This window comes from Rhizobium sp. P38BS-XIX, assembly GCF_012641435.1.
Taxonomy (GTDB): Bacteria; Pseudomonadota; Alphaproteobacteria; order Rhizobiales; family Rhizobiaceae; genus Rhizobium.
Genome location: NZ_JABAIJ010000015.1, coordinates 112,609 through 134,089 on the forward strand (window position 1 = coordinate 112,609; position 21,481 = coordinate 134,089).

Here is a 21,481-nt window from a genome sequence, read left to right on the forward strand (position 1 = left end):
CTCTGGCCGTTATGCCCGGCCAATACCGGCCTTCTCGCACCATTCGCGCAGAGGTGCGAGCGCATCGTGCTCGAAGGCGATGGCGAGATAGGCGAGCGTGCGCGGCATATGCTTTAGATAGCCGGGCTTGCCGTCGCGCTGCAGGAGCCGCACCCAGAGGCCGGCAAGCTTGCAATTGCGCTGCGCCGACATGATTGCCCAGCTCTTCAGGAATTTCGCTTCGTCGAAGCCGCCCTGGGCGTGGCGCAAGGCAAGATAGTCCGACATCAGCTGGTCGTGCAGATCTCGCTCGATCGTCACGCGCGCATCCTGAACCAGCGAGGCCACGTCATAGGATGTCGGCCCGATCATCGCATCCTGGAAATCGATGATGCCGACGCGCTGGATACCCTCTTTTTCCGCCCGCCAGATGATATTCGGCGAATGCATGTCGCGCAGAAGCAGGTTCTTTTCCGAGTCTTCGAGCTGATTGATCAGCCCGTCCCATATCTCCAGGTATTCGGCGCGTTCTTCGTCGCTCGCCGGGGTGCCGCGCTTCCAGGGCAGGTGCCAGTCGAGAAGCAGCCGCGCTTCCATCTTCATCGCCGTCCGGTCGAAATCCGGGATATGATGGATGTGGTCCGATGTCACCGGAATGTCGTGGGGGATCGAAAGCCCGTGCAGATGCGCGAGGCAGGCGACACTGGCGCGATAGCGCTCGGCAATGGGCTTGCCGTCGGCGTCGAGGACACCATCGGTGCCGAGATCTTCGATCAGAAGGATGCCCTGATCATAATCGGCGGCGAAAATTGCCGGTGCGGCAAAACCATTCTCGCTCAGGATATTGGCGATCGCCACGAAGGGATAGCTGTCCCAGGCCAAATGCGCGACCTTGGGGTAGGGCTTGCCGTCAAGCACCGGCGGCCCTTCCGGCAGGCGCGGCCAGTCCATGAGAATGATGCGGCTGCTGCCGTCGGCAGGATAAACGGACTCATAGGCGCGCAAGGAGGCATCGCCGGTCAGAAAGCGTCGATGTGCGCCGCGATAGCCACGCGCATCCAGAAAGGCGCGGATATCAAGCACACGCTGGATGCGCGCCATCTGCTTGGCCGGTGCCGTGAGGACGGCGCGCCGCCCTTCGCCCTCATGCGTCAGCTTCAGGTCAAGGCGCTCTTTCGGTAGTTCCCCCTCGGCCATCTCGGGCCACTCGACAAGGCAGATGCCGGTCTGCAGGGCCTCATCGAAACCGAGCTCCATCAATTCGCTGGGGTCACCGAGGCGATAGAGATCGAAATGCGAGACCGGAATGCGCAGCTCGTAGGATTGGACGAGCGTGAAGGTCGGGCTCGGCACATCCAGTTCGGCATCGTCGGCTATGGCCCGCAGCAGAGCGCGGGCAAGCGAGGATTTCCCGGCGCCGAGATCGCCAGACAGAGCCAGACAGTCGCCTGCTTTCAAAGCGAGCGCCAGGTCCTCGCCTAGCTGGGCCGTGGCCGCATCATCCGCAAGGAAAAGCGAAATACTGCTGTCGGAGCTTGTCATTCTGCGGCGACGGAGTGGGGCAGATCAGCCGAAGGGATCCGGCATGTGACGGTCGTGCCCTTGCCGGGCTGGCTTTCAATCGAAACTTCGCCGTCATGCAGGCTGACGAAGCTTTCGACGATGGAAAGGCCGAGGCCAGCACCGCTGCGTTTGCCGGCTTTGCCGCCGGAAGCGAAGCGGTTGAAGACGCTGTGGATCAGCTCTTCCGGTATGCCGGGACCCTTGTCGGACACCGAGAAGACGAAATCCGAGCTTTCACGTCCGCACTTCAGCGTGATCGTCGATCCCTCTGGGGCAAAATTGGCGGCGTTTGTCAGAAGCTTGAGCAGGATCTGCTTCAGCCGCTGCTGATCGGCGACAATGGAGCCGAGATGCGTCGGCACAGTGATTTCCAGCGTCACGCCGCTTTCCTGCAGCCGGTCTGCGATCTGCATCGAGACTTCGTCGAGCAGGTCGGAGAGCACGATCTCGGAGTAATTCAGCCGCATGATGCCGGCATCGACCGTCGCCAGATCGAGGATGTCGTTGACCAGCGTCAAAAGCACGGAAGACGACGTCGAGATATGGTCGATATATTCGGCCTGTCGATCGTTGAGAGTGCCGATGCCCGGCGTCTTCAAGAGGTCCGTGAAGCCGATGATGTTGGTCAGCGGCGAGCGCAGCTCGTAGGAGACATGCTGGACGAAATCGTTCTTCAGCTCGTCTGCCTTCAGGAGCGCGTCGTTCTTTTCGGTGAGGGCGCGTTCGGCGCGTACGCTGTCGGTTTTATTGACGAAGGTCAGCATGGTCTGCGCATTCGGCAACGGGATGACGGCGTAATCGAGCACCAGGTTGGAATAGAGCTCCAGCGTTCCTTGTGAGGATGGGCGCTCGTCGTCGAAACTGGTGATCTGCTCGGCGAAGCGCTTCCAGCCATCAGGCCGGTCATAGGAAGGCGCACAGGCTTCGGCCAGTGCTTGAATATGGGTGCCGGGATTTGCCTGTATTTCGGTGATGTTCCAGAGAATACGGAAAGCCGGATTGGATAGGCGGATACGCCCGTCGGGCCCGAACACCGCGACACCTTCGGACAGGTGGTCGATGGTCTCACCCTGAACCTTGACCAGTGTGTTGTAACGCGTTTCGAGATCAACCTGTTCGGTCAGGTTCTCGAATACCCAGGTGGCGCCGCCCTGGGGATGCGCTGTCGCGAAGACGCGCAGGATCTGGCCGTTGGGCAGATGCCATAGATCGGTCTGTGTATCGAGCGCACGATAGACCGAAAGCACGCCATCCTTCCATGTCTTCCAATTCAGCTGCTCTGGCAGCTTCTTGGCGCCGCGCAGCCGGTCCAGAAGCTCGCTGTTGTCCGGGCGCTTCTCCAGGAAAGCGATATCGAGTTCCCAGAGCTGGACGAAGGCCTGGTTATAGAACTGCAGCCGTCGCTCGCCATCGAAGATCGCGACCGGGGTCGCCAGATGATCGAGGGTTTCGGCATGGCTTTTCAACGTACGGGCCAGTTCGGCCCGCACAGCTTCCGCCTCGGAAATATCGATGGCCATGCCGGCCGAGCCGTTCGACGATTTGACGTCCACGACGTCGAAGAAGGTGCGGTTGCCATGAACGACGGTCGAGATCTTGTCGTGGAAAGGCGATTCCGGCGTCGTTGATGCACGAATGCGTTCGCGGGCCACCGTCGTCAGGAATTCGCGCTCCTCGCGAATGGCTTCTTCGCTCGAAATCGCTTCGACGGCTTCGCCATAGGCTTGGTTGACCCAGGTAAGCTTGCCTTCCGAATCGCGCTGCCAGACCGGAAGGTCGATGGCATCGAGCAGGTTCTGGAAGGCCGAGATCGAGGTCATCAGCCGGTCGCGTTCGATCTTCAGCTCCGCCAGTTCGGCGCGCAGGTTGTTGAGCGCGATGAAACGAACAAAGGCGCGGCCGCCGGAAATGCGGCCTTGGGCTTCGAGGATCTCGTCGCGATTGGTTTCGACAACGATATCGAAGCTCTGGCCGCTGCCGCGCAGCTTGTCGATCGCCTTGTCGAGTTCGCCGGCGGACCATGATTTAAGCCAGCGTCCGAAGGCAAGGAATTCGTTGTCCTGAGGGGCGCCAGTCTCGACAGGAAGCTGGCCGAGCAATTCGGGCCGGGCATTCTGGCCGTCCCAGATGACGATGCGGCGGTTCTTGTCGGCAATCAGGGCCTGGTATTGCGAAATGCGCTGGTTGGCGTCGGACAGCGCAGTGCGGATTTCGCGGCTTTCGCTTTCCATATTGCCGCGTTGCCGGACCATCCACACGGTCGACAGCAATGCCGCGGAAATCACGCCGATGATGATGGAGAAAACGGCCATTTCCGAAGAGGTGAAGAGGCGCACGGTCGTCTGGGCCACACCATCGCTCTGGGCCAGCACCGGGCTTGCGATACCGGCGATGAAGCCGCCGAAAACGCTCAGCCGCAGAAGACGGGTCAGCGATGCCAACCGGCCCTTGGTGGGTCCCCGTTTTGCCAATGGCGAAAACATCTGTTCACCGCCCCGTTGCAGCCGCGCCGCCGCCCGACGTAACGCTGACTGATACAGGCTGTCTGCCCCTTCAAACATAAGAGGTCTGTCTCCGTCCTTCAGAGCATGGTGCCGAAAAGTCTAAACGGCTTTCGGACGACATCATGCTCTACTTATTTGTTTGTAGAGCGGATTCAGACTTCGGGTCGAGCAGACCTGAAATCACCCGGCTCTACTGTGCCGCATCCTGACAAGACATCCCATTTTCATGGCTCCGGGCTTACCCGGTTCGTCACGAATCAAGTTCAAAAACAATACTGCTTAAGGGAATCTGCGGAAAGGGAGCGGGCCAAAAAATAAGCCCCGGCATTTGTCAATGCCGAGGCCACAAGATGTTGTGGATATTGATCTGAAGATCAGTATCTGTAGTGGTCAGACTTGAAAGGACCTTGCGTCGTCACGCCGATATACGCAGCCTGCTCGTCGGAGAGCTCCGTCAATTTTACGCCGAGCTTGGCGAGATGCAGACGGGCGACCTTTTCGTCGAGGTGCTTCGGCAGCACGTAAACCTGATTCTGGTAGTGGCCGGGCTTGGTGAAAAGCTCGATCTGGGCCAGCGTCTGGTTGGTGAAGGAAGCCGACATCACGAAGGACGGATGGCCCGTTGCGTTGCCGAGGTTGAGCAGGCGGCCTTCCGACAGAAGGATGATGCGGTTGCCCTTGGCAAACTCGACCATGTCGACCTGCGGCTTGATGTTCGTCCACTTCAGGTTACGCAGAGCGGCAACCTGGATTTCGTTGTCGAAGTGGCCGATGTTGCCGACGATCGCCATGTCCTTCATCGCGCGCATGTGGTCGATGCGGATGACGTCCTTGTTGCCGGTCGTGGAGATGAAGATATCGGCCGAGGAAACGACATCCTCGAGCTGAACGACTTCATAGCCGTCCATGGCAGCCTGAAGTGCGCAGATCGGATCGACTTCCGTGACCTTGACGCGGGCGCCGGCGCCGGAGAGCGAAGCGGCAGAACCCTTGCCGACGTCGCCGTAACCGCAAACGACGGCAACCTTGCCGGCCATCATCACGTCGGTGGCGCGGCGGATACCGTCAACCAGCGATTCCTTGCAGCCGTACTTGTTGTCGAACTTCGACTTGGTGACGCTGTCGTTGACGTTGATTGCCGGGAAAGGCAGCAGGCCCTTCTGGCTGAGCTGGTAGAGACGGTTGACGCCGGTGGTGGTTTCTTCCGTCACGCCCTTGATGGCGTCGCGCTGCTTGGTGAACCAGCCCGGCGAAGCCTGCAGGCGCTTCTTGATCTGCGCGAAGAGGATTTCCTCTTCTTCGGAATGCGGGTTGGACAGCACGTCTTCACCGGCTTCGGCGCGGGCGCCGAGCAGGATGTACATCGTGGCGTCGCCGCCATCGTCGAGGATCATGTTGGAAAGACCGCCATCGGCCCACTGGAAGATCTTGTCGGTGTAGATCCAGTAGTCTTCCAGGCTTTCGCCCTTGACGGCGTAAACCGGGATGCCGGAAGCGGCGATCGCCGCAGCTGCGTGGTCCTGGGTCGAGAAGATGTTGCAGGATGCCCAGCGGATATCGGCACCGAGAGCGGCCAGGGTCTCAATCAGGACGGCCGTCTGGATCGTCATGTGCAGCGAGCCGGTGATGCGTGCGCCCTTCAGCGGCTGCGCTTCGCCGAATTCGGCGCGGCAAGCCATCAGGCCGGGCATCTCGGTTTCGGCGATCGTGATTTCCTTGCGACCATAGTCTGCAAGGCCGATATCGGCGACGATGTAGTCCTTTTCAGTGCTCATCAATTGGTCTCCAGCCTGAACGATGCAATCGCGCCGAGGCTGAACGCCCTGGCCGAATGCAACAAGAATTGCACGCTATAGCGTGTGGATGATGCCGTGTATCAGGCTTCAGGAGGGAAATCAATGAAGATATAAAGAAGTCTTTATGTCTTTATATCTCGGCAGGAGCTGGCGGCCGGGGCCTACATTTCCTCGCCGAACTTGTTGGCGACCAGCTGGTCCAGAGCCTCGAGCGCTTCGGCCGCCTGGTTGCCGCTTGCCGTAACCAGCACGCTGCAGCCGGGGCTGGCTGCAAGCATCATCAGGCCCATGATCGAATTGCCGCCGACCGTCGTTCCGTCCCGCGAAACGGTAATCGCCGCGTCGTAGGCTTCGACGGTCTGCACGAATTTTGCTGAGGCGCGGGCGTGGAGGCCGCGCTTGTTGATGATCAGGAGTTCCCTGGAAAGCTCGGTCATGGAGGCGGTGCTATCCGTCATTTGCCGCTGAGCACGCGGCTGGCCACGTTGATGTATTTGCGCCCGGCTTCGGAAGCTTCGACCAGGGCTTTTTCCATGTTGTTGTCGCCGCGCACGCCTGCAAGCTTGATGAGCATCGGCAGGTTGACGCCTGCGATGACTTCGGTGTGGCCGCTATTCATGACGGAGATTGCAAGATTGGAAGGAGTGCCGCCAAACATATCCGTGAGGATGATGACACCATGGCCGTCATCGGCGCCCGCGACGGCCTGCAGGATGTCCTGCCGGCGCTTGTCCATGTCGTCTTCGGGGCCAATACATACCGTTTCTATGAACTTCTGCGGACCAACGACATGCTCGACGGCATGCCGAAACTCTTCAGCCAGCTTGCCATGAGTGACAAGCACAAGTCCAATCATGATATTACTGCTCCCATTGCATATGCAAACAGGTGGCCCATATCGCAATGCAGCAATGCCGTCCACCGTGGGGGGACATCTTGGCGATGAAAAGACGAAGTGCAAGCTTAAAATACAGGATTTGAACGCCTGTTTGGGCCAAAATTGCCGATTAATCCAGTCTGATGCCGATTTTCGCCGTTATTATGGCGAGCGGACTGGCTGAGTTTGCAACCAGACGGATGAGGGGAAGGCGGATAGACGGCGCAATGTCGATCTGCTCATTCTCGGGAGGCAGCCTTTCTGCCGTCGCCGGATCGACCGGGCGGACCGCAAAATGCATTTCCGCTCTCGAAATATGGGGCATGCGGACGATGCCCGTATAACGGATTTCCATCAGGCCGGCGATGGAAGGCGGGCACTCGGCAAAGACGCGATCACCGTCTCCAGCGATCAGCACGCGATCATCGGCGACCAGTCGCGCATCGAGCCCGAGCTGCTTGGCGGCAGCCAGGCAGGATAGGGCGAGGGAGGATTTGCCGCTTCCCGATGGTCCGAGAAACAGCAGCCCGGTTTTGCCGATCAGGATTGCCGTTGCGTGGATATTGATCGCTTCGCCGGTCATGCGGCCGTTCAAACGTGCGTTTCGGCGGGCAGGGACAGAATGAAGCGGGCGCCGAGCAACGTTGCGCCATCACCATCGATGATGTTTTCGGCCCGCAGCGAGCCGCCATGCGCTTCGGCGATCTGTCGGCTGATAGAAAGGCCAAGGCCGGAATTCTGGCCGAAGGCCTCGGATTCAGGTCTGTCGGTATAGAAGCGCTCGAAGATGCGATCGATATTCTCAGCCTGAATGCCGGGACCGTTGTCCTCGATATAGATGACGCAGCGCGTTCGCGTGCGTGTCAGGCGCACCGTGATCTTGCCCGTATCGTTCGGCACGAAGGAGCGGGCGTTCTCGATGAGGTTGGTGACGATCTGGCCGATGCGCAGATCATGGCCATCGATCGAGAACTTCGCCTTGTTGGCCGGCTTGCGATCGACCACATACTCGATTTCGACGGCCTTCTTGCTGTGCCCGACCTGCCGCGAAATATCGATCATGTCACGCAGCAACACTTCGAGATCGAGCGATTTCGCATCGGAGCGGGCGAGCTCGGCATCGAGGCGTGACGCATCCGAGATGTCGCTGATCAGGCGATCGAGGCGGCGCACGTCGTGCTGGATCACATCCATGAGCCGCTTCTTGGAATCGTCGCTCTTGGCGAGCGGCAGCGTCTCGACGGCGCTTCGCAGAGACGTCAGCGGGTTTTTCAGTTCATGGCTGACGTCGGCGGCAAAACTCTCGATCGCATCAATGCGATCGTAGAGCGCGGAGGTCATGTCGCGCAGCGCGATCGACAGGTTGCCAATTTCATCCTGACGCGCGGAGAAGTCCGGAATTTCCTCGCGTTCCTTCGCTCCGCCGCGGCGCACGCGAATGGCGGCGGCCGAAAGCCGGCGCAGCGGATTGGCGATGGTGGAGGACAAAAGCAGTGACAGCACGACGTTGACGAGCGTCGCGACGCCGAAGACGCGCATGATCGCAAGGCGCTCGGCATGAACGATCTTGTCGATATCGCCGGCCTGGGTCGAGAGCAGAAGCACGCCGAGAACGGCGCGGAAACGCTGGATCGGCACGGCCACCGAAACGATCAGCTCGCCCTTTTCCGTGGTGCGGACGACCGCGCCGCGCACGCCGGTCAGCGCATTCATGACTTCCGGATAGATCGAGCCGTCGCCGCCGGGCGCTTCCTTATAGACCGGCAGATTGCCCGGCTGCAGCATCTTGTTGAGCAACCCGCTGAACCAGTCGGACCAGCTCTGCTTCTCGTCGTCGACGGGCGGCAGGTCGTAGCGCAGCACCTGGCCGCGCGAATAGAGATGGCGGCTGTCGAGCAAGAGGTTCGCATCGGCGTCGAAGATGCGGGCGCGAGTGCGCGTCGGCGAAATCAGCCGCGTCAGCACCGGTGCCACCTTTTCCGGATCGATCGGGAATTCGAGATCCTCATCGTTCGGAACGGGTGTGATGCTCTGACCGGCCTGCAGTTCCAGCAGCTTCTGCGGATCGATGGTGATGGAGTTGGTGTCGACCGATGCCGATGCCGAGACTGCACCGGCGATGATCTCGCCCTGCGTCAGCAGGCTCTCGACGCGGGCGTCGATCAGACCTTCTCGAAACTGATTGAGGTAGAGAATGCCGCCGACAAGGACGACCAGAGCCGCGAGATTGAAGAAGAGGATGCGTCGCGTCAGGCTCGAAAAGACGGCATTGCCGAAGATGCGGCGGATCAGAACAAACGGATGCGTCCATCGGCGGCGCGCGATTCGAGCGCCGCCCGGGCTTTCCGAGTCGTCTATATCCCTGTCCTGCACCAGCTGTGCCAAGCCTACGGCCCTTTCGAAGAACGGGATCCAAGACCCCGTTCGCATGCTCTTATTCCATTCTCAGCTGCATGGTCCAGTTAACTATTCGAGCATGATGCCGAAAGTATGAGAGACCTTCGGACGATATCATGCTGAATGGTCGCGTCGTGAGCGCAGGCCGATTTTAGGCCGGTTCGGCCTAAAACTTTTCGGCTCTAGGCTGCCTCGCGGAAACGATAACCCACGCCATACAGCGTCTCGATCATATCAAATTCGATGTCGACCATCTTGAATTTCTTGCGCAGGCGCTTGATGTGGCTGTCGATGGTGCGGTCATCGACATAGACCTGCTCGTCATAAGCGGCATCCATCAGGGCATCGCGGCTCTTGACCACGCCGGGGCGCTGGGCAAGCGAATGCAGGATCAGAAACTCGGTAACAGTCAACGTCACCGGCTCGCCCTTCCAGGTGCAGGTATGCCGTTCCTGGTCCATGACAAGCTGTCCGCGTTCCAGCGAGCGGGCCTGCTGTGCGGCGCCCGGCTTCGCAGCGGCAGCGCCGCCGGCAGCGTTCGCCGCCTCGCGTGCCGAAGCGCGGCGGAGCACGGCCTTGACGCGCTCGACAAGCAGGCGCTGTGAAAACGGCTTAGTAATAAAGTCGTCAGCGCCCATCTTCAGGCCGAAGAGCTCGTCGATCTCTTCATCCTTCGAGGTCAGGAAGATGACGGGAATATCGGATTTCTGACGCAGGCGGCGGAGAAGCTCCATCCCGTCCATGCGCGGCATCTTGATATCGAAGATCGCCAGCTGAGGCGGCCGGGCAAGCAGGCCGTCCAGAGCCGAGGCACCGTCCGTATAGGTTTCTACCTTGTATCCCTCTGCTTCCAAGGCAATCGATACGGAAGTCAGAATATTGCGGTCGTCGTCAACGAGCGCGATTGTCAGCATGGTGTTCGTCTCCGTCATCAGTGCGCGTCTCCCGGATTTGGAATCCAGCCCAGGCGGTCTGCCAGCTCGGTCGGCGGTAACCTGGCGCGCTTATGGGGATAAAGGTGGAACAAATTGTGGCAAAGATAAAGGGGTGGATTGCCGAGGCGAAAGCTGAGTGATCGGAGGTTGTGCGACGAAACGTCTCGGCCGCCGATTTTCAAACGATTTAAAATTGGCTGATTTTATTTAAATCGATTAAATAACTGATATCATTAAATATTTTTGAGTTTCGGCTCTTGTGCTTTTAAAAAGACGTCTCTACGCTTTAGTTAGTTCTAACGGCAAAGCCCCTTGTAGAGGAAAATGTGATGGAGCAATTCGGCGTCCGTAATCCCGCGACTGAACTCGGATCGATCGGTCTGGGAGCCGCTGCCAGCGTGCGCTATAACCTCATGGAGGCTCACCTGTATGAGGAAGCGATTCGCCGCCGCGAGGCAGATCTGACTGCCGATGGCGCCTTGAGAGCCATCACCGGACAGCACACCGGCCGCTCCCCGAAGGACAAGTTCGTCGTGCGCGACGCCACTACCGAAGACCAGATCTGGTGGGACAACAACAAGCCGATGTCGCCGGAGCACTTTGCGCTGCTGCATGAAGACATGCTGACGCATGCCCGCGGCAAGGACCTGTTCGTTCAGGATCTGATCGGCGGCGCCGATGACGAATATGCCCTGCCGACCCGCGTCGTGACGGAGTTTGCATGGCACTCGCTGTTCATCCGCAATCTGCTCATCCGTCCGGATCGCTCGAAGCTCGAAAGCTTTGTGCCGAAGCTGACGATCATCGATCTGCCGAGCTTCCGCGCCGACCCAGAGCGCTACGGCTGCCGCACCGAGACGGTCATTGCCTGCGATTTCGTCAACGGCATCGTCCTGATCGGTGGCACCTCCTACGCCGGCGAGATGAAGAAATCGGTCTTCACGGCGCTGAACTACATGCTGCCGGAGCGTGGCGTCATGCCGATGCATTGCTCGGCCAATGTCGGCCCGGAAGGCGATGCTGCGATCTTCTTCGGCCTGTCCGGCACGGGCAAGACGACGCTCTCGGCCGACCCGACCCGCACCCTCATCGGTGACGACGAGCATGGCTGGGGCGAAAACGGTATCTTCAATTTCGAAGGCGGTTGCTACGCCAAGACCATCCGTCTTTCGGCCGAAGCCGAGCCGGAAATCTATGAAACGACACGTCGTTTCGGCACTGTGCTGGAAAACGTCGTGCTCGACGAACATGGCCGGCCGGATCTCGACGATGGCTCGCTGACGGAAAATACCCGCAGCGCCTATCCGCTGCATTTCATCCCGAACGCTTCGGCGTCCGGCATCACGGGCCATCCCGAGACGATCATCATGCTGACGGCCGACGCTTTCGGCGTCATGCCGCCGATCGCCAGGCTGACGCCGGATCAGGCGATGTATCACTTCCTGTCCGGCTACACCGCCAAGGTCGCTGGCACGGAAAAGGGCGTCGTCGAGCCGGAAGCCACGTTCTCGACCTGCTTCGGTGCCCCCTTCATGCCGCGCCATCCGGCCGAGTACGGCAATCTGCTCAAGGAACTGATCGCTCGCCACGGCGCCCGTTGCTGGCTGGTCAACACCGGCTGGACCGGCGGCGCTTACGGCAAGGGAAGCCGCATGCCGATCAAGGCGACGCGTGCGTTGCTCGCGGCTGCCCTGAAGGGCGATCTCGACAATGTCGAATTCCGCACCGACGCGAATTTCGGCTTTGCGGTGCCGGTTGCGGTCGATGGTGTCGACACGGCGATCCTCGACCCGCGCTCCACCTGGGCTGATGGCGATGCCTATGATGCGCAGGCGAAGAAGCTGGTACAGATGTTCGTCACCAACTTCGCCAAGTTCGAAGACCATGTCGACGGCAACGTCCGCGATGCGGCTCCGGGAATCCGTGTCGCTGCCCAATAAACATCCAGAACGGGAATGACTCACGTGAAACCCGGCGGCCAGTTCGCCGGGTTTCATTTTGTCCGGCAGCAGTTTTCAACCGCGCGTCAATGTGGGATAGACAGGCGCGGAGAAAATCATGGCCAGCGAAGCGCTTTACATCAACGACCGGATCACGATCGCCGGCTGGGAGCTGACGGAGCAATTCGTTCTGGCGGGCGGTCCCGGCGGCCAGAACGTCAACAAGGTCGCAACTGCAGTCCAGCTTTTCTTCAACGTCCAGAATTCTCCTTCCCTGACGGACCGCGTCAAGGCGAATGCGATCAGACTTGCCGGCCGCCGCGTGTCCAAGGACGGCGTGCTGATGATCGAGGCCAGCCGCTTCCGCAGCCAGGATCGCAATCGCGAGGATGCGCGCGAGCGACTGAAAGAGCTGATTCTCGAAGCCGCCGCCCCACCGCCGCCGCCGCGCCGAAAGACCAAGCCGACAAAGGGTTCCATCGAACGCAGGCTGAAGGAAAAATCCGGCCGTTCCGAAGTCAAGAAGATGCGCGGCAAGGTCGGCGGCGACTAGGTTTTGTTTTCGGGCTGCGTTTTTGGTTTCGCTCCGCCAAAGTGGCTTGTCAGGTGAGTTCGATTTTGCGGAGGCTATATGCCGGGCCCCTCATCCTAGCCCTCTCCCCGCGATGCGGGGAGAAGGGACGGCAGCACGAAACAGCGAGCCTTTCCATTACTGCGAGCTGGCTTAGGGCAAGATAGCTCCCTCGCCCCGCTTGCGGGGAGAGGGTTGGGGTGAGGGGCCACGCACAAAGTCGCGGCATCGGCATATTCACCTGACCGGCACAATTCACTGGAACAACTCGATGCAGCTCCACAATGGAATTCGCCATCTGCCAGGATATCTCGACCGCCCCGCCCAGGAGGCGATGGTCGAGGCAATCCGCACCGTTGTGGCGGAAGCGCCGCTATATACGCCGGTCATGCCGGGCACCGGCAAGGAGATGTCGGTGCGTATGACCAATTGCGGTTCGCTTGGCTGGGTAACGGACAAACAGCGAGGTTATCGCTATCAGCCGACGCATCCGGTCACCGATCGTCCGTGGCCGGCCATACCGTCGAAGCTTCTGGACCTCTGGCGCGATATAGCAGGCTATGAAAAGCCGCCCGAAGCCTGCCTCGTCAACTTCTACAGCGACGATGCTCGCATGGGCCTGCACCAGGATCGTGACGAGCAGGATCTCAGCGCACCCGTCCTCTCGGTCTCGCTCGGAAATATTTGCCTTTTTCGGGTCGGCGGTCTCAACCGCAATGATCCTACGCTCTCGTTCAAGCTTGCGAGCGGCGATATCGTCGTTCTTGGCGGCGAGGGGAGACTCTGCTTCCACGGAGTCGATCGTATCTATCCGGCAACCTCGACGCTCTTGAAGAACGGCGGTCGGATCAACCTGACCCTCCGGCGTGTTCAGCCCTGATCTTCAGAGCTTCCGCAGCGCAACCTGCTCGATCAGATGATTCTTGCCCTTCTGCAGGATGAGATCGGCGCGTGGGCGCGTCGGCAGAATGTTCTGGCGCAGGTTCTTCAGGTTGATGTTCTTCCAGAGCCCTTCGGCAATCGCCAGCGCTTCATCCTCGCTGATCGAGGCATAGCGATGGAAGAAGGAATTGGGATCGCGGAAGGCGGTCTCGCGCAGCCGCATGAAGCGGGCGACGTACCAATTGTGGATCTGCTGTTCCTCGGCGTCGATATAGATCGAGAAGTCGAAGAAATCCGAAACCATGGGCACGATCTTGCCGTCGGCGGGCAGATGCCGCGATTGCAGCACGTTGATGCCTTCGAAAATCAGGATATCCGGCTGGTCGACCGTCTTGAATTCGTTCGGCAACACGTCATAGACGAGATGCGAATAGGAGGGCGCCTGCACATTCGGCTGGCCGGCCTTGATGGCTGAGAGGAAACGCAGCAGCGCGGCCGTATCGTAGCTTTCCGGAAAACCCTTGCGCTGCATCAGGTTACGGCGCTGCAGTTCCGCGTTCGGATAGAGAAAGCCGTCCGTGGTGACGAGATCGACCTTTGGGCTCGATGGCCAGCGGCCCAGCAGTTCTTTCAGGATACGGGCGGTGGTGGACTTGCCGACAGCGACCGAGCCGGCAATGCCGATGACGAAGGGCGTCTTGGCGACATCGGAGAGGCTGAGGAACCGATTGCGCTGCTCGAACAGGATCTGCGAGGATTCCACATGCGAGGACAGAAGTCGCGACAGCGACAGATAGATGCGCCGGACTTCGTCGAGATCGATCGGGTCGCCCATCGAACGCAGTCGCTTCACTTCGTCTGATGTCAGCGTCAGCGGCGTGTCCGCCCGGAATTTCGCCCATTCTTCCGAGGAAAAGAAGTAGTACGGCGAATAGGCCTTCGCCTCGAAAATATCGAGTGTCTCGGGCGCAGGCTCGCTCTTGGTCGCTATCGTCATCGCGTTCTTACCGGCTGGCCTTTTCCTGAAGGCCGGATTGTGAGGTGCGCCTCTCGAGCTCACCCATGACATTCTCTAACGGAATGCCCGCAATCTTCAATACGACCAAAAGATGATATAGCAGATCGGCCGCCTCGTAGGTGAGGTTGTCGCGATCGTTGACGACGGCGGCCATCACGGCCTCGATCGCCTCTTCGCCGAGTTTCTTGGCGGCTTTCGGCTGGCCGGCGGCAAAAAGTTTCGCCGTCCAGGATTCGTCCGGCGAAGCCTTCGCGCGTTCCTCGACGATTCGCTCGAGGTCGGAAAGAGTAAATCCGCTCATCTCTCGCTGTCTCCTAGTCCAGCCGCATGGGAATGCCGCGCTCGGCCATGTAGCGCTTTGCCTCGCCCACCGAGTAGGTGCCGAAGTGGAAGATCGAAGCGGCAAGCACCGCAGTCGCATGACCGTCCTTGACGCCGGCAACGAGATCGTCGAGATCGCCGACCCCGCCGGACGCGATCACGGGGACGCGCACCGCATCGGCAATTGCCCGTGTCAGTTCCAGATCGTAGCCGACCTTGGTGCCGTCGCGATCCATGGAGGTGACGAGCAGCTCGCCGGCGCCGCGCTCGACCATCTTGCGGGCAAAATCGACGGCATCGATGCCCGTCGCGTTGCGGCCGCCATGGGTATAGATTTCCCAGGCGCTCAAATCGTCGCCACCGGCAACCTCTGTCTGCCGGCGCTTCGCGTCGATCGAAACGACGATGCACTGGTTGCCGAACTTGTCTGCAGCTTCAGCCACGAAATCGGGATTGTTGACCGCCGCCGAATTGATCGAAACCTTGTCGGCACCGCACAGCAGCAGTTTGCGGATGTCGGCGATCGCGCGCACGCCGCCGCCGACCGTGACCGGCATGAAGCACTGTTCCGCCGTGCGGGCCACCACGTCGAAGATGGTGTCGCGATTGTCCGAGGAAGCGGTGATGTCGAGAAAGCAGAGTTCGTCGGCACCGGCAGCGTCATAGGCTTTGGCGGCTTCGACAGGATCGCCGGCATCGACGAGATTGAGAAAGTTGACGCCCTTGACGACGCGGCCGTCCTTGACGTCGAGGCAGGGGATGACGCGGGCTTTCAGGGTCATTGCGCTGCCTCCTTGGCCTGCTTGATCAGGGCCATTGCCTCTTCCGGATCGATCCGGCCATCATAGAGCGCGCGTCCGGAAATCGCACCTTCCAGTTTGCGGGCATCCGGCTGCGTCATGCGGCGGATATCGTCCATCGAGGCAAGGCCGCCGGAGGCGATGACCGGAATGGAAACGGCTTCGGCCAGCTCCAGCGTCGAGTCCCAGTTGATGCCTGTCAGAATGCCGTCGCGGTCGATATCGGTATAGATGATTGCTGCAACGCCGGCGCCTTCGAATTTCCTGGCGAGTTCGATGACGCCAAGCTCGGAAGCTTCGGCCCAGCCCTCCACCGCCACCTTGCCGCCCTTGGCGTCGATGCCGACGGCGATGTGACCGGGAAAGTGGCGGCAAGCTTCGACGACAAGCGCCGGATCGCGCACAGCGACCGTGCCGAGGATGACGCGGGCAAGGCCGCGTGACAGCCAGTTTTCCATATGCTGCAGCGTGCGGATACCGCCGCCCAGCTGCACCGGGTTTTTGGTTGCTTTGAGAATGGCGTCGACGGCCGCGCCGTTCACGGTCTCGCCAGCGAAAGCGCCGTTGAGATCGACGACATGCAGCCATTCGAAGCCTTGGTCCTCAAAGGCTTTCGCCTGCGCGCCGGGATCGGGATTGTAGACGGTCGCCTGCTCCATGTCGCCGAGCTTGAGGCGCACGCATTGCCCGTCCTTGAGGTCGATTGCGGGAAACAGAATCATGTTTTTGTCCTTTTAGCGCGAGCCTTACGGCTTCCAGCGCAGGAAATTGGCGATGAGGGCAAGGCCGAGCTTCTGGCTCTTTTCCGGATGGAACTGCGCGCCGGCGATGTTGTCGCGGCCGACAAAGGCGGTCATGGGGCCGCCATAGCTCGTCGTGGCAATGACATCGTCGCTGTGCTCTGCTGCCAAATGGTAGGAATGGACGAAATAGGCGTGCAAGCCGTCCGGTCCGGTGTCGATCCCGTCGAACAGCGCATGCGGATGGCGCAATTCCAGCGTGTTCCAGCCGATCTGCGGAACCTTCAGGCTTGGGTCGCCGGGCGTCATTTCCTTGACGTCACCCTTGATCCAGCCGAAGCCATGCGTGACCGTCTTCTCCAGTCCGCGCGACGACATCAGCTGCATGCCGACACAGATGCCGAGGAAGGGGCGGGCCTTGTGTTCCACGACGTCGATAACAGCCTGTGCCATGCCGGGCACCGCATCGAGGCCCCGACGGCAATCGGCATAGGCGCCAACGCCGGGAAGCACGATGCGGTCGGCGGTGGCGACGCGTTCGGCGTCATCGGTCAGGTCGATCTCAGCGTCGATACCCGCCTCGCAGGCAGCTCGTTCGAAGGCCTTGGTGGCCGAGCGCAGGTTGCCGGAACCGTAATCGATAATCGCGACCCGCATGGTCAGCGTCCTCCGTCATAGCCGGGAAGGCCGAAGCTCGGGCCCGGGCGGCTGGTATTCGTGTTGGTGGCCGAGATATCCCAGTTTTTCGGATGGATATCCGGTTTTGGTTCCTGCTCCAGCTCGGGAAAGTGGATTTGCTCTGCCGTTGCCAGATCGTGTGCCGACACGAGGTTTTCAACCTTCCAGCCACGATCCAGAAGCCGCTGGCTGAGCGCATGCCGCCCTTCGAGTGCCGCCAGAAGATGGACCCCCAGCAGAATGGCCGCGCCGGCAGCGGAAAATTCTTGATGACGCATCAGTTCCAGGGCAAGGCCCTGCAGCAGAGCGGCCGCGACGGCATGCAGCCAGAGACGGTTGAAAAGCATCCAGAGCGTCGGAAACACGAACGCTGTCCACGAAAAACCGTCGCGAATGAATCGCGTCTCGTCGCGATACCGATCCGACACTTTGGATCGGTTCGCCGCCCCGGGTGGAGTCAAAATCAGATAGCTTGCCATTTCCTCAATTCCCCAGGTTGGGGCCCAGAGCATGATGCCGAAAAGTGTGAGCGGTTTTCGGACGACATCATGCTCTATTTGTTTGGCTCAGGCGAGCGTGCCTTTCGTCGAGGGCACCCGGCCTGCCTGCCGCGGATCGATCTCGGTTGCGGTGCGCAATGCGCGCGCAACGGCCTTGAAGCATGTCTCGGCGATATGGTGATTGTTGGCGCCATAATGGTTGAGGATATGCAGTGTGATGCCGGCATTCTGCGCGAGCGCCTGGAAGAATTCGCGCACCAGCTCGGTGTCGAAGGTGCCGATCTTCGGGGCGCTGAACGAGACGTTCCAGACGAGGAAAGGCCGGCCGGAAAGATCGACGGCCGCCTTGGTCATCGTCTCGTCCATGGCAAGATCGATCGAGGCATAGCGTGTGATGCCGCGCCGGTCGCCGAGCGCCTTGGCAATGGCCTGGCCGATGGCGATGCCGGTATCCTCGACCGCATGATGGTCGTCCACATGCAGATCGCCCTTGGTGTCGATCTCCATGTCGATCAGCGAATGTCGCGACAGCTGTTCCAGCATATGGTCGAAGAAGCCAACGCCAGTCGAAATCGTCGACTTGCCGCTGCCGTCGATGTTGACGGACACGGAGACGGAAGTCTCGTTGGTCTTGCGGGAAACGCTTGCCGTGCGGCTCGCTGCGGTCTCTGCCATGGGCTGCTCCATCGGAATACGGCCGTTCCTTATCAGGCGTATCGAGAAATATCCAGAAGTTACGCGCGGGCCCGCGTCTTTAGCCGGCTGGCATGCCTCAATCCGGTTTGGCTGCCATTTGCAATCGCCAAAAGCACTCTTACATAGGTGCTGACGGGGCCGAAACGCGGCCCGGCAGAAAGCCCGCCGGAACGGGGGCAAACAGGTGTTAAATGACGACAATCGTGACTATTCGCAAGAACGGCAAGGTCGTGATGGCTGGCGATGGCCAGGTGAGCCTTGGCCAGACTGTCATGAAGGGCAATGCGCGCAAGGTTCGCCGCATCGGCAAGGGCGATGTCATCGCCGGTTTCGCCGGCGCGACCGCCGATGCCTTCACCCTGCTCGAGCGCCTTGAAAAGAAGCTCGAACAATATCCTGGCCAGTTGATGCGCGCCGCCGTCGAGCTCGCCAAGGACTGGCGGACCGACAAATATCTGCGCAACCTCGAAGCCATGATGCTCGTTGCCGACAAAAGCGTAACGCTCGCCATCACCGGCAACGGCGATGTGCTTGAGCCCGAGCATGGTGCGCTCGCGATCGGCTCCGGCGGCAATTACGCGCTCGCTGCTGCCCTCGCTCTGATGGATAGCGACAAGTCCGCTGAGGATGTCGCCCGCCGTGCCCTCGATATCGCTGCCGACATCTGCGTTTACACCAACCATAATGTGGTTGTCGAAACGCTCGATGCCGAAGCGTAAGACGTTCCTCTCTTGATAGTTTTCAGCCCTGATAGGGAACATACGAAATGACCACTTTTTCCCCCCGCGAGATCGTTTCCGAGCTTGATCGTTATATCGTCGGCCAGCATGAAGCCAAGCGCGCCGTCGCGATCGCATTGCGCAACCGCTGGCGCCGTCAGCAGCTCGAGCCCGATCTGCGCGATGAAGTCATGCCCAAGAACATCCTGATGATCGGCCCGACCGGTGTCGGCAAGACGGAGATTTCCCGCCGCCTCGCCAAGCTTGCCGGCGCTCCGTTCATCAAGGTCGAAGCCACGAAGTTCACCGAAGTCGGCTATGTCGGCCGTGACGTCGAACAGATCGTCCGCGATCTCGTCGAAGTCGGCATTGGTCTGGTGCGCGAAAAGAAGCGCGCCGAGGTGCAGGCCAAGGCGCATATGAGCGCCGAAGAGCGCGTGCTCGATGCGCTGGTCGGTGCCACCGCATCGCCGGCAACGCGCGACAGCTTCCGCAAGAAGCTGCGTGACGGTCAGCTCGACGACAAGGAAATCGATATCGAAGTGGCTGATACCGGCTCCGGCATGCCCGGCGGCTTCGAAATTCCCGGCATGCCGGGCGCCAATATCGGCGTGCTCAACCTCTCCGAAATGTTCGGCAAGGCCATGGGCGGCCGCACGAAAAAAGTCCGCACCACGGTCAAGGATTCCTACAAGGAACTGATCCGCGACGAATCCGACAAGCTGATCGACAACGAGGCCATCCAGCGCGAAGCCGTGCGTTCGGCCGAAAATGACGGCATCGTCTTCCTCGACGAGATCGACAAGATCGCCGCACGCGACGGCGGCATGGGTGCCGGCGTCTCCAGAGAAGGCGTTCAGCGCGACTTGCTGCCGCTGGTCGAAGGCACGACGGTTTCGACAAAGTATGGCCCGGTGAAGACCGACCATATCCTCTTCATCGCCTCCGGTGCGTTCCACGTTTCGAAGCCTTCGGACCTTCTGCCGGAGTTGCAGGGCCGCCTGCCGATCCGCGTCGAGCTCCGTCCGCTGACCAAGGAAGACTTCCGCCGCATCCTGACGGAACCGGAAGCAAGCCTGATCCGTCAGTACAAGGCGCTGATGGAAACGGAGGACTTGAAGCTCGAGTTCACCGACGATGCCATCGACGCTTTGGCCGATGTCGCCGTGCACTTGAATTCCACGGTCGAGAATATCGGCGCCCGCCGGCTTCAGACCGTCATGGAGCGCGTGCTGGACGATATTTCCTATAACGCCTCGGATCGCGCCGGCGCATCCGTCAACATCGACGCCGCCTATGTCCGCGAGCATGTCGGCGACCTCGCCAGCAACACCGATCTGTCCCGCTTCATTCTCTAAGTGGACTGACGGAAGCGATTTAAAACAGTAAACACTCGACAGCGGGCCGTTAACTTTTTAGTTAAGGGCCCGTTTCTTGTGCGGTGTGGCTTTATTCGGCCAAGATTATCCGTCAGGGACGCGCACGGAAACATCGGTTGAAACTTCGACAGGACGGCCATCTTGCGACGTATACTGATCACTCTTCTTCTGGCGGTTGTCAGCCTCTCCTCGATTCCCGCCTATGCGGACGCGGCGACTTCGGTGCCTCCGGGCAACCGCAACGCCGAGCAGCCACCGGTTCCCGGCGCCTCCGTGCGCCGTACGCGCGGCACGAACTCCACCTTTGATCGCAAGTATCAAAAGGTCCGCGAGCTTCTGGCGACCGATACGAAGCTGATGTCGAAGATCAAATCGACGGCGCGGGCTTATGGTATCGATCCGATCCACATCATCGGCGCGCTCGTGGGCGAACATACCTACAATGTCGATGCCTATGACGGCCTGCAGTCCTACTACGTCAAGGCGGCGTCCTATGCCGGCCAGAACTTCCGGTTTGCCTATAACGGCGAAAACGTCGACGATTTCATCGCTCGCCCGCAATTCGATAGCTGCAAGAGCAAGAAGGATTCCTACAGCCTCTGGATCTGCCGAGAGGATGTCTGGGAAGACGATTTCCGTGGCAAGACGGTCGGCGGCAAGTCCTATCCGGATAATCGCTTCAGCGCGGTTTTCTTCCAGCCCTTCTATGCCGGGCAGACCTTTGGCCTCGGCCAGGTCAACCCGTTGACGGCGCTTGAGCTGTCGGATCTCGTCAGCCGCACCTCGGGTATCCCGAAGCTGGACGAGAAGGATGCCGGCGGCGTCTACAAGGCGATCATGGATCCGGATCTGTCGCTGGCTTTCGTCGCCGCCTCGATCCGCAAGTCGATCGACGATTATCGCTCGATCGCCGGCATGGATATCTCGGGCAATCCCGGCATTACCGCGACGCTCTACAATCTCGGCAATTCCCGCAGACGCGCAGCCGCCCTTGCCGCCAGGAACCGCGGCTCTTCGCAGCCGGTCTGGCCGGAGGAAAACTACTACGGCTGGCTCATCAACGATAAGCTGAGCGATCTGAAGTCGTTGCTCTAGGCATGTCGTGCAAAAGTGCGCAGCGGTTTTGCGACAACGACATGCGCACAATCCAGAACCTAAAGCGCGAGAAGCGAATCTGAAAGATCGC

Annotated in this window: 21 protein-coding genes; 6 read left to right on the top strand and 15 right to left on the bottom strand. The window is 60.2% G+C overall.

Annotated features, from left to right (window positions below; all coding sequences use genetic code 11):
- Positions 1 to 9: 9 nt before the first annotated feature.
- The 8 genes from tsaE to HGP17_RS30745 form a co-directional block, all read right to left on the bottom strand.
- Complete coding sequence (gene tsaE / locus HGP17_RS30710) at positions 10 to 1,521, bottom strand: tRNA (adenosine(37)-N6)-threonylcarbamoyltransferase complex ATPase subunit type 1 TsaE (protein WP_168815271.1); 1,512 nt, start codon at positions 1,519 to 1,521, stop codon at positions 10 to 12.
- Positions 1,518 to 4,103 carry a PAS domain-containing sensor histidine kinase gene (locus tag HGP17_RS30715; RefSeq protein ID WP_168815273.1) on the bottom strand — a complete coding sequence of 862 codons (2,586 nt, stop codon included), beginning with the start codon at positions 4,101 to 4,103 and terminating at the stop codon, positions 1,518 to 1,520. The genes tsaE and HGP17_RS30715 overlap by 4 nt, the downstream gene beginning before the upstream one ends.
- Positions 4,104 to 4,420: 317 nt before the next feature.
- Complete coding sequence (ahcY, locus tag HGP17_RS30720; protein ID WP_168815275.1) at positions 4,421 to 5,821, bottom strand: adenosylhomocysteinase; 1,401 nt, start codon at positions 5,819 to 5,821, stop codon at positions 4,421 to 4,423.
- Positions 5,822 to 6,003: 182 nt separating this feature from the next.
- Positions 6,004 to 6,279 carry an HPr family phosphocarrier protein gene (locus tag HGP17_RS30725; RefSeq protein ID WP_168815277.1) on the bottom strand — a complete coding sequence of 92 codons (276 nt, stop codon included), beginning with the start codon at positions 6,277 to 6,279 and terminating at the stop codon, positions 6,004 to 6,006.
- Between the two features lie 17 nt (positions 6,280 to 6,296).
- Complete coding sequence (locus HGP17_RS30730; protein ID WP_004127534.1) at positions 6,297 to 6,698, bottom strand: PTS sugar transporter subunit IIA; 402 nt, start codon at positions 6,696 to 6,698, stop codon at positions 6,297 to 6,299.
- A gap of 151 nt (positions 6,699 to 6,849) precedes the next feature.
- Complete coding sequence (locus HGP17_RS30735; protein WP_168815278.1) at positions 6,850 to 7,302, bottom strand: HPr kinase/phosphorylase; 453 nt, start codon at positions 7,300 to 7,302, stop codon at positions 6,850 to 6,852.
- Between the two features lie 8 nt (positions 7,303 to 7,310).
- Complete coding sequence (locus HGP17_RS30740; RefSeq protein ID WP_205926206.1) at positions 7,311 to 9,104, bottom strand: sensor histidine kinase; 1,794 nt, start codon at positions 9,102 to 9,104, stop codon at positions 7,311 to 7,313.
- Positions 9,105 to 9,298: 194 nt separating this feature from the next.
- Positions 9,299 to 10,030, bottom strand: a complete 732-nt coding sequence (locus HGP17_RS30745) for a response regulator transcription factor (protein WP_205926207.1) — start codon at positions 10,028 to 10,030, stop codon at positions 9,299 to 9,301.
- A 350-nt stretch (positions 10,031 to 10,380) separates the two neighbouring features.
- On the opposite strand from HGP17_RS30745, the gene HGP17_RS30750 reads away from it, so the two are divergent.
- From HGP17_RS30750 to HGP17_RS30760, 3 genes are all read left to right on the top strand, one after another.
- Complete coding sequence (locus HGP17_RS30750; protein ID WP_168815284.1) at positions 10,381 to 11,991, top strand: phosphoenolpyruvate carboxykinase; 1,611 nt, start codon at positions 10,381 to 10,383, stop codon at positions 11,989 to 11,991.
- Positions 11,992 to 12,109: 118 nt separating this feature from the next.
- The gene (arfB, locus tag HGP17_RS30755) at positions 12,110 to 12,544 is read left to right on the top strand and encodes an alternative ribosome rescue aminoacyl-tRNA hydrolase ArfB (protein ID WP_106999661.1); all 435 of its coding nucleotides are present in this window, start codon (positions 12,110 to 12,112) and stop codon (positions 12,542 to 12,544) included.
- A gap of 289 nt (positions 12,545 to 12,833) precedes the next feature.
- Positions 12,834 to 13,442, top strand: coding sequence for an alpha-ketoglutarate-dependent dioxygenase AlkB (locus tag HGP17_RS30760; protein ID WP_168815286.1), 609 nt, complete (start codon positions 12,834 to 12,836; stop codon positions 13,440 to 13,442).
- A 3-nt stretch (positions 13,443 to 13,445) separates the two neighbouring features.
- On the opposite strand, the gene coaA is transcribed toward HGP17_RS30760, so the two are convergent.
- The 7 genes from coaA to hisB form a co-directional block, all read right to left on the bottom strand.
- Positions 13,446 to 14,441 (bottom strand): type I pantothenate kinase, encoded by a 996-nt coding sequence (gene coaA, locus HGP17_RS30765; RefSeq protein WP_168815288.1) that lies wholly within the window; start codon positions 14,439 to 14,441, stop codon positions 13,446 to 13,448.
- A 7-nt stretch (positions 14,442 to 14,448) separates the two neighbouring features.
- Positions 14,449 to 14,763, bottom strand: coding sequence for a phosphoribosyl-ATP diphosphatase (locus HGP17_RS30770; protein ID WP_168815290.1), 315 nt, complete (start codon positions 14,761 to 14,763; stop codon positions 14,449 to 14,451).
- Positions 14,764 to 14,776: 13 nt separating this feature from the next.
- Positions 14,777 to 15,565, bottom strand: a complete 789-nt coding sequence (gene hisF / locus HGP17_RS30775; protein ID WP_168815292.1) for an imidazole glycerol phosphate synthase subunit HisF — start codon at positions 15,563 to 15,565, stop codon at positions 14,777 to 14,779.
- A complete protein-coding gene (gene hisA, locus HGP17_RS30780; protein WP_168815294.1) occupies positions 15,562 to 16,305 on the bottom strand; it encodes a 1-(5-phosphoribosyl)-5-[(5-phosphoribosylamino)methylideneamino]imidazole-4-carboxamide isomerase in 744 nt (247 codons plus the stop codon). The genes hisF and hisA overlap by 4 nt, the downstream gene beginning before the upstream one ends.
- 24 nt (positions 16,306 to 16,329) lie before the next feature.
- Entirely contained in the window at positions 16,330 to 16,980 is a 651-nt protein-coding gene (hisH, locus tag HGP17_RS30785; RefSeq protein WP_168815296.1) for an imidazole glycerol phosphate synthase subunit HisH, read from the bottom strand.
- A 2-nt stretch (positions 16,981 to 16,982) separates the two neighbouring features.
- On the bottom strand, positions 16,983 to 17,480 hold the full coding sequence (locus tag HGP17_RS30790) for a DUF2628 domain-containing protein (protein ID WP_168815298.1): 498 nt from the start codon (positions 17,478 to 17,480) through the stop codon (positions 16,983 to 16,985).
- 87 nt (positions 17,481 to 17,567) lie between these two features.
- Entirely contained in the window at positions 17,568 to 18,176 is a 609-nt protein-coding gene (gene hisB, locus HGP17_RS30795) for an imidazoleglycerol-phosphate dehydratase HisB (RefSeq protein WP_015338215.1), read from the bottom strand.
- A gap of 212 nt (positions 18,177 to 18,388) precedes the next feature.
- Between hisB and hslV the strand changes: the two genes are divergently transcribed.
- The 3 genes from hslV to HGP17_RS30810 all read left to right on the top strand — a co-directional run bounded on the left by hslV (position 18,389) and on the right by HGP17_RS30810 (position 21,390).
- On the top strand, positions 18,389 to 18,916 hold the full coding sequence (gene hslV / locus HGP17_RS30800; RefSeq protein WP_068390505.1) for an ATP-dependent protease subunit HslV: 528 nt from the start codon (positions 18,389 to 18,391) through the stop codon (positions 18,914 to 18,916).
- A 47-nt stretch (positions 18,917 to 18,963) separates the two neighbouring features.
- Positions 18,964 to 20,274, top strand: coding sequence for an ATP-dependent protease ATPase subunit HslU (gene hslU / locus HGP17_RS30805; protein ID WP_168815300.1), 1,311 nt, complete (start codon positions 18,964 to 18,966; stop codon positions 20,272 to 20,274).
- A gap of 162 nt (positions 20,275 to 20,436) precedes the next feature.
- The gene (locus HGP17_RS30810) at positions 20,437 to 21,390 is read left to right on the top strand and encodes a DUF1402 family protein (RefSeq protein WP_168815302.1); all 954 of its coding nucleotides are present in this window, start codon (positions 20,437 to 20,439) and stop codon (positions 21,388 to 21,390) included.
- Positions 21,391 to 21,481 lie beyond the last annotated feature (91 nt).

Bases quoted from the DNA above. Each gene is read 5' to 3' on its own strand.
- tsaE (WP_168815271.1), bottom strand. From the start codon at position 1,521: ATGACAAGCTCCGACAGCAGTATTTCGCTTTTCCTTGCGGATGATGCG.
- HGP17_RS30715 (WP_168815273.1), bottom strand. From the start codon at position 4,103: ATGTTTGAAGGGGCAGACAGCCTGTATCAGTCAGCGTTACGTCGGGCG.
- ahcY (WP_168815275.1), bottom strand. From the start codon at position 5,821: ATGAGCACTGAAAAGGACTACATCGTCGCCGATATCGGCCTTGCAGAC.
- HGP17_RS30725 (WP_168815277.1), bottom strand. From the start codon at position 6,279: ATGACCGAGCTTTCCAGGGAACTCCTGATCATCAACAAGCGCGGCCTC.
- HGP17_RS30730 (WP_004127534.1), bottom strand. From the start codon at position 6,698: ATGATTGGACTTGTGCTTGTCACTCATGGCAAGCTGGCTGAAGAGTTT.
- HGP17_RS30735 (WP_168815278.1), bottom strand. From the start codon at position 7,302: ATGACCGGCGAAGCGATCAATATCCACGCAACGGCAATCCTGATCGGC.
- HGP17_RS30745 (WP_205926207.1), bottom strand. From the start codon at position 10,030: ATGCTGACAATCGCGCTCGTTGACGACGACCGCAATATTCTGACTTCC.
- HGP17_RS30750 (WP_168815284.1), top strand. From the start codon at position 10,381: ATGGAGCAATTCGGCGTCCGTAATCCCGCGACTGAACTCGGATCGATC.
- arfB (WP_106999661.1), top strand. From the start codon at position 12,110: ATGGCCAGCGAAGCGCTTTACATCAACGACCGGATCACGATCGCCGGC.
- HGP17_RS30760 (WP_168815286.1), top strand. From the start codon at position 12,834: ATGCAGCTCCACAATGGAATTCGCCATCTGCCAGGATATCTCGACCGC.
- coaA (WP_168815288.1), bottom strand. From the start codon at position 14,441: ATGACGATAGCGACCAAGAGCGAGCCTGCGCCCGAGACACTCGATATT.
- HGP17_RS30770 (WP_168815290.1), bottom strand. From the start codon at position 14,763: ATGAGCGGATTTACTCTTTCCGACCTCGAGCGAATCGTCGAGGAACGC.
- hisF (WP_168815292.1), bottom strand. From the start codon at position 15,565: ATGACCCTGAAAGCCCGCGTCATCCCCTGCCTCGACGTCAAGGACGGC.
- hisA (WP_168815294.1), bottom strand. From the start codon at position 16,305: ATGATTCTGTTTCCCGCAATCGACCTCAAGGACGGGCAATGCGTGCGC.
- hisH (WP_168815296.1), bottom strand. From the start codon at position 16,980: ATGCGGGTCGCGATTATCGATTACGGTTCCGGCAACCTGCGCTCGGCC.
- HGP17_RS30790 (WP_168815298.1), bottom strand. From the start codon at position 17,480: ATGGCAAGCTATCTGATTTTGACTCCACCCGGGGCGGCGAACCGATCC.
- hisB (WP_015338215.1), bottom strand. From the start codon at position 18,176: ATGGCAGAGACCGCAGCGAGCCGCACGGCAAGCGTTTCCCGCAAGACC.
- hslV (WP_068390505.1), top strand. From the start codon at position 18,389: ATGACGACAATCGTGACTATTCGCAAGAACGGCAAGGTCGTGATGGCT.
- hslU (WP_168815300.1), top strand. From the start codon at position 18,964: ATGACCACTTTTTCCCCCCGCGAGATCGTTTCCGAGCTTGATCGTTAT.